The following is a 6,188-nucleotide window of genomic DNA, read 5'->3' as shown; positions in this document are numbered from 1 at the left end:
GGAAGAGCGCGGTGTTGGTGACCATCACCGCCGGGAAGCCCTCGTCCCAGAAGCTCGCGTGATCCGAGAAGTCCACGCCCTCGAGGTCGCGCGGTGCGGCGAGTGACTCGACGGGCAGGTCGCTCGCGGCCCCCATGGCCTGGTGCACGGAGCGCAACAGCTCGCGCTCGTCCGTGCGGCCCACCACGGCGATGAAGTTGCCCGTGCTCGGGTAGCGCAGCTTCAGGGCGGCCACCGGGTAGCGCTGGCTGTCGGGTGCCTCGGAGTAGTAGCCGATGGTCTCCACCGAGAGCATCGCCCGTACCTTCACCCCCTGCGTGCGCAGCGCTCGCGCGTGCACCTTGCTGCCCTGGGTGGCCCGGCGGAAGTGGGGCGGCTCCTCCAGGGTGAAGCCCACCAGGTCCACCCGCATCGGCGGGGGGCGCTCCTTCAGCAGGGCGGCGAGCTCCAGCAGGCCCGCCACGCCGCTGGCGTTGTCATCCGCCCCCGGAGCCCCCTGGGCCGCGTCGTAGTGCGCGCCGATGACGAGCCGCTCCTCGCTCTCCGGGCCAAAGGTGGCGATGACGTTGCGGTAGCTCGCGCCGTTCACCGTGTAGGGCTCCGAGCGCACGCGCCCGCCCGCCTGGGAGAGCGCCTCGGCGAGGTAGCTCGCGGCGCGCTCGAGGTTCTCCGGGTGCGCGTGGTCGCGCGGATGGAACGTCTCACTCAGGGTGCGCACATGGGCCTTCAGCCGCTCGGGGTCCACCCGGCCCGGGGTACAGCGCGCGGTCGGCTCCCGCGCCGGGGGGGAGCGCCCCACCCAGCAGGCCACCGCGACGAGGGTGCCGAGCCCCGTGACCGCGCCGAGCACGAGGTTGCGCCGCCTGGAATCGAGAGGGGTGTCCACCCGGTCATGAAGCCACGCGCGGAGGTGCTGTCAAGGCGGTGGGCGGCTATCCTCCCGCGCCATGGTGCTGAAAATCGTCCAGACAGGAGAGCCGGTGCTGCGCCGACGCGCGCGAGACCTCACGCCCGAGGAGATCGGGAGCCCCGGGGTGCAGCAGCTCATCGCCCTCATGCGCGACACCATGCGGGACGCGCCCGGGGTGGGGCTGGCCGCGCCGCAGGTGGGCGTGGACGTGCGGCTCGCGGTCATCGAGGACCGGGCCGAGTATCAGGCGGCCGTGTCACCCGAGGACCTGGCCGCGCGCGAGCGCAAGCCCGTGGACTTCCACGTCCTCATCAACCCGCGCCTCACGGTGGAGGACCCGACGCCCGTCGAGTTCCACGAGGGGTGCTTGAGCGTCAACGGCTTCGCCGCGCTGGTGCGGCGGGCGCGCGGCGTGCGCGTGGAGGCGCTCGACCACCAGGGCCAGCCCGTCTCCCTCTCGGCGCGCGGCTGGTACGCCCGCATCCTCCAGCACGAGATAGACCACCTGGACGGCATGCTGTACCTCGACCGGATGGAGCCGCGCAGCTTCACCACCGCGGAGAACCACCGCCGCTACTGGGCCTCGCGCCAGGTGGCCGAGGTGCGCCGGGCGCTCGGGCTGCCCGAGCAGGGCTGAGCTCCTCCATGCGTGCTGCCTTCCTGTCCCTGTTGCCGCTCCTGGCGGTGGCCTGTGGTGAAGAACCCCTGCGCGAGCTGGAGGAGGACGCCGCGGACTGTCCCGAGGGCCCGGCGCTGCGGCTGGGCCCGGCCCCCTCGGCGGCGGTGGTGCTCAACGCGTACTACCTCCAGGAGCACGCCACGCGTGACCTGAGGCGGGGCCTCACCGAGTCACCCGCCGTGGAGGAGACGCTCGCCAAGGCCGCGGCGCTCGGGGCCCATGCGGTGCGCACGACGGGCCACAACGACGCGGCGGAGAAGCTCGGGGACTCGGCCATCCAGGTGGCCCCACTCCAATACGACGAGGCGGGCCTGCGCGGGTTGGACCTGGTCCTCACGCGGGCCGCCGCGCATGGGGTGAAGCTCGTCCTCACCCTGGGCAACTACTGGGATGCCTACGGGGGGACGCGGCGGTACGTGGAGTGGGCCGGGCTGCCCTCGCCGGTGCAGGGCGACCCGCGCTTCTTCACCGAGCGTGCCGTCATCGAGCACTACAAGGCGCACCTCGCGCGGCTGCTCTCGCGCGTCAACACCTTCGACGGGCTGCGCTACGGAGAGCACCCGGCGGTGCTGGCGTGGGAGCTGCTCAACGAGCCTCGGGGCAAGGGGTTGGACCCGGAGGGCCTGGCCATGCGGGCCTGGGTGGACGAGGTGGCCGCGGTGGTGAAGCAGCACGCGCCCGGGCACCTGGTGGGCACCGGCGAGGAGGGCTTCGACACCTCCTTCGCCGGCTACGACGAGCGCTTCTGGCGCGACTCGGGCACGGCCTCCTCGTTCGCTGGCGGCTCCAGCTTCCGGCGCAACACGGCCTCGCCCTTCATCGACTTCGGCAGCGTGCACTTCTACCCGGAGGGCTATGGGGTGAAGGCGGACGTCACGGCCCTCGCGGGCGCGCGCTGGTTCTCCGAGCACGTCGCCCTCGCGAGGGACCTGGGCAAGCCGCTCTTCATCGGCGAGTTCGCCCTGCGCAACCGGGAGGGCTTCTCGCTCGACGAGCGCCGCGCCATGTACCGCGGCTGGTTCCGCTGTGCCTGGCGCACCGGGGCCGGTGCCAGTGGTCCGTGGATGTTCGCCAACGACGCGCGCCCGGACGAGTGGGATGACTTCACCTTCTACTACCGCGACGGCACCGTGCCGGCCGACCCGCGCAACCGCTACGCCGATCTCGTCGTCGAGGCCGCGGCGCGCTCCGGCCAGCGCTGACACCTCAACACCCGCGCGCCCCTCTTCCTCTTTGAGACACCCTTCCTGAGAATAAAAGACAACTGGAGTTGTCAGCCATCCCTGTCATGAGCAGTTCTTTTCCCAGCGGGGGCTTTCCATTCGGAAGGGTTGAGTCATGCGTATCCCAATCAGGGTGGCTGCGTGGATGTGTGTCTGGGTGCTCTGCGTTGGGGTGCGGGCCCGGGCCGAGGCACCCTCGCTGGAGCGGGGGCTGCCGGCGGGGCTCGAGCAGCCCTGTGGCGAGTTCGCCGACGAGCCGTGCGGGCTGGAGAGCACCGAGCGCCGGCAGCTCCTCGAGGACATCTACGAGTACAGCTACCGCGTCCGGGTGGGCGCTGGAGCGTATGACCTCATCACCCTGCACCGCGTGGTGCGCGAGGTGTCGCCCGGCGTCCCCCTGCGCACGTCGAAGTCTGTGTTCCTCGTGCACGGGGACACATGGGGGTTCCGGGCCGCCTTCCTGGGAAGCGCCGCGAGCACGGCGGTATCGCGGCAGCACTCCCTCGCCCTCTTCCTGGCGAAGCGGGGGATGGATGTGTGGGGCATGGACCAGCGCTGGGTGCATGTCCTTCCCGGAACGACCGACTTCTCCTTCATGAAGGATTGGAACCTGGGCCTGCACGCCCGGGACCTGGGGGCGGGGCTGGCGCTGGCGCGGGGGGTGCGCGCGAAGGGGGGCAGCGGCTACGGGCGGATGGCGCTGCTGGGGTGGAGCCGTGGGGCCACCGTCTCCTACGCCTACCTGAACGCGGAGACGCAGTTCGCTCCGGAGCGGCGCCAGGTGAGTGGCTTCATCCCCGTGGACATGGCCTACACGTTCGCCCCGGGGGACACGGCCGAGCGTCAGGCGGCGTGTCAGACGCTGGCGGTCTTCTCGCGGCTCCAGGCCTCGGGCCAGTACGAGGGCGGGCAGCTCGGCCTGCTCTTCCAGGCTCTCGGCTCGCTCGCCATCGTCGCGCCGGACGCGGGCTCACCCATTCCCATGCTCGCGGGTCTCACCAACCGACGGGCGGCGCTGCTCTTCGGCTCGGCCACCCACATGCTGCAGAACCCGCCCGTCATTTCGGGCTACCACTGGACGGGAGGCCAGTTCGACGCGGCGGGTCCCACCGGGCTGTCCTGGACGCGCGAGCGCTTCTTGTTCGACGGGCTGGTGCAGTCCTCGCCCTACCAGAGCATCGGCGAGCAGGTGGACACGCTGGCCATGTGGTGTGGGGCGACGGATGTGCCCCATGACGACCGGCTGCACGAGGTGAAGGTGCCGGTGCTGTACGTGGGCGCCGCGGGCGGGGTCGGCCGCTACGGCCTCTACTCCCTGGGGCTGCTCGGGAGCACGGATGTCTCCCAGCTCGTGGTGCAGCGCCTGCCGGACGCGGCCCGCGCGGTGGACTACGGCCACGCGGATCTGCTGCTGGCGGACGACGCCCCGACGACGGTGTGGTCGCCCATCCTGGACTGGCTGCTGCGCCACTGAGGCGCGGCTCGGCTCAGAGGGACGCCGCGGCCCGCCCGAGGCCCTCGGCCACGGAGGTGAAGGCGTCCTTGGTGCGCATGCGCTCCTCGCCGAAGCGCTCGGCGTAGAGCCGGCGCACGGCGGGAATCTGCGAGGAGCCTCCAGTGAGGAAGACGGCGTCCACTTCCCCGGCGCCCTCGCAGCGCTTGAGCAGCCCCTCCGTCACCTCGCGCAGCTGGGTGAGGAGCGGCCCGGAGGCGGTTTCGAACTCGGCGCGGGTGATGCGCTCGCGCAGGTGGATGCGGGCCTCCTCGAACTCGAGCGTCGCCTCCTCCTCCTTGGAGAGCTGGACCTTGACGGCCTCGATGGCGCGGAAGAGCCGGTAGCCGAGGTGGTCCATGACGAGGTCATACAGGGCCTCGGCCTCGGCGGGCTTGTCGCTGGAGTCCAGCATCAGCTCCAGCAGCTCCTGGGTGGACTTCTCGCGGATGAAGGACATCTCGTGCCAGGAGAGCAGCTTGGCCATCACGTGCTGGGGTACGGGGAGCCGCTTGTCGCTGAAGCCACGCACCTTGTAGGTGGAGCCGGCGCCGAAGCGGGGCAGCAGCTTGTAGCGCATGATCTCCGCGTCGAAGCGGTCACCGCCGATGCGCACGCCCGTGGAGCCCACCACGTCCGGGCGTCGATCCGGGTTGCCGCGGCGCGAGGGCCCCAGCCTCATCAGGGTGAGGTCCGTGGTGCCGGCGCCGAAGTCGGCCACCAGCACCAGCTCGTCGCGGGTGAGCTGCGCCTCGTAGGAGAGCGCGGCGGCGATGGGCTCGATGAGGAACTGGATGTGGGTGAAGCCGGCGATTTCGGCGGCGCGGCGCAGGCGCTGCTCGGCGAGCACGTCGGCCTCGGGCTCGTGGGTGAAGAGGGCGGGGCGGCCGAGCACCACCTTCTCGGGGAGGCCGCCAGCGTGGGAGGCGGCGGCCTCGCGCACCCGGCGCAGCAGCAGCGCGACGAGGTCCTCGATGAGCCAGGTGCGACCGCGGATCTGCGTGGCGCGGAAGGAGGCGCTGTGGAGAAAGGACTTCACCGACTGGATGAAGCGGCCGGAGTTGTCCTCGAGGTAGCGGTTGATGGCCTGGACGCCGGTGTAGACCTCGCGGTCGTCCTCGGGGAAGAAGATGACGGAGCGGTAGAGCCGGGGGTCGGTGTAGCCGGGGGCGACGGGCAGCACCGTCCCGTCCGGCAGCGCGATCGCGGTGTTGCTGGTTCCGAAGTCGAGTCCGCAGGCGAGCATGGGGGCGCACCTCTACGCGCAAACGGTGGGCATGGGTAGCGCCGAATCAGGCCTCCTCGTTCAGCGCGTGGGGAGAGGGTGGAAGGCGACACCATCCAATCCCAGACGCTGGCAGGCCTCGGCGAAGCGTTCGGTGCAGATGATGATGGTGGAGAAGTCCTCTAGCCGGAAGATGTCCAGGTGATCGGGCAGGGTGGAGGCATCCAGCAGGAGGGGCTTGGGCAGGGTGAGGCCATGACGATGGCAGCGAGGGCAGGGGGGCTTGCGGTGGGGGGGCAGGCACTCCGGGTGAGCGCGGCCCACGGGGAGTAGCTCCAACTCCAGCAGGACGGGCGAGGCGCGCTGGCGGAAGCGCAGCTGGGTGGGGCAGCCCTTGAGACCGCGCAGGCCCTCGGCCTGGAGCTTCTCGAGTGCTTCACGCTGCACCAGCGGCCACCAGGGGACAGGTGTCACGAACGGCCCGAAGCGACCCTGGCCCCGGCCCACGAGCGGGCCAAAGGTTGTACCGGGTCCCAGCACGGCTCCCGGTGGGAGGAGCGGGCGGACCAGCTCGCACAGCCTTTCATACTCCCCGATGGGCTCTGCCCGGGCCTCCTCGAAGTCGGCCAGGGAGGCAATTGGGGAAAGGTCCACCGAGG

The 6,188-nt window shown here is 71.2% G+C and carries 6 protein-coding genes; 3 read left to right on the top strand and 3 right to left on the bottom strand.

What is annotated here, in order from left to right; all coding sequences use genetic code 11:
• A partial coding sequence (locus tag VF794_RS29080; RefSeq protein ID WP_331116001.1) for a M28 family peptidase occupies nt 1–886 on the bottom strand: 886 nt, incomplete at its 3' end.
• Between the two features lie 61 nt (nt 887–947).
• On the opposite strand from VF794_RS29080, the gene def reads away from it, so the two are divergent.
• The 3 genes from def (at nt 948) to VF794_RS29065 (ending at nt 4,286) form a co-directional block, all read left to right on the top strand.
• Nucleotides 948–1,547, top strand: a complete 600-nt coding sequence (gene def, locus VF794_RS29075) for a peptide deformylase (RefSeq protein WP_331115999.1) — start codon at nt 948–950, stop codon at nt 1,545–1,547.
• 8 nt (nt 1,548–1,555) lie between these two features.
• A complete protein-coding gene (locus tag VF794_RS29070) occupies nt 1,556–2,791 on the top strand; it encodes a cellulase family glycosylhydrolase (RefSeq protein WP_331115997.1) in 1,236 nt (411 codons plus the stop codon).
• A gap of 178 nt (nt 2,792–2,969) precedes the next feature.
• Entirely contained in the window at nt 2,970–4,286 is a 1,317-nt protein-coding gene (locus VF794_RS29065; protein ID WP_331115996.1) for a hypothetical protein, read from the top strand.
• Nucleotides 4,287–4,299: 13 nt separating this feature from the next.
• Here the strand turns inward: VF794_RS29065 and VF794_RS29060 are convergent, their stop codons facing one another.
• A complete protein-coding gene (locus VF794_RS29060; protein WP_331115994.1) occupies nt 4,300–5,550 on the bottom strand; it encodes an Hsp70 family protein in 1,251 nt (416 codons plus the stop codon).
• Between the two features lie 60 nt (nt 5,551–5,610).
• Nucleotides 5,611–6,188, bottom strand: a 578-nt coding sequence (locus VF794_RS29055; RefSeq protein WP_331115992.1) for a double-CXXCG motif protein, incomplete at its 5' end; no start/stop codon positions are given.

This window comes from Archangium sp. (assembly GCF_036389735.1).
In the GTDB taxonomy this organism is placed as follows: domain Bacteria; phylum Myxococcota; class Myxococcia; order Myxococcales; family Myxococcaceae; genus Archangium.
The sequence above is the reverse complement of the archived record's forward strand: the minus strand, read 5'-3'. Positions and strand labels throughout refer to the sequence as shown.

Coding starts and splice junctions, on each gene's coding strand:
- def (WP_331115999.1), top strand. CDS start 948: ATGGTGCTGAAAATCGTCCAGACAGGAGAGCCGGTGCTGCGCCGACGC.
- VF794_RS29070 (WP_331115997.1), top strand. CDS start 1,556: ATGCGTGCTGCCTTCCTGTCCCTGTTGCCGCTCCTGGCGGTGGCCTGT.
- VF794_RS29060 (WP_331115994.1), bottom strand. CDS start 5,550: ATGCTCGCCTGCGGACTCGACTTCGGAACCAGCAACACCGCGATCGCG.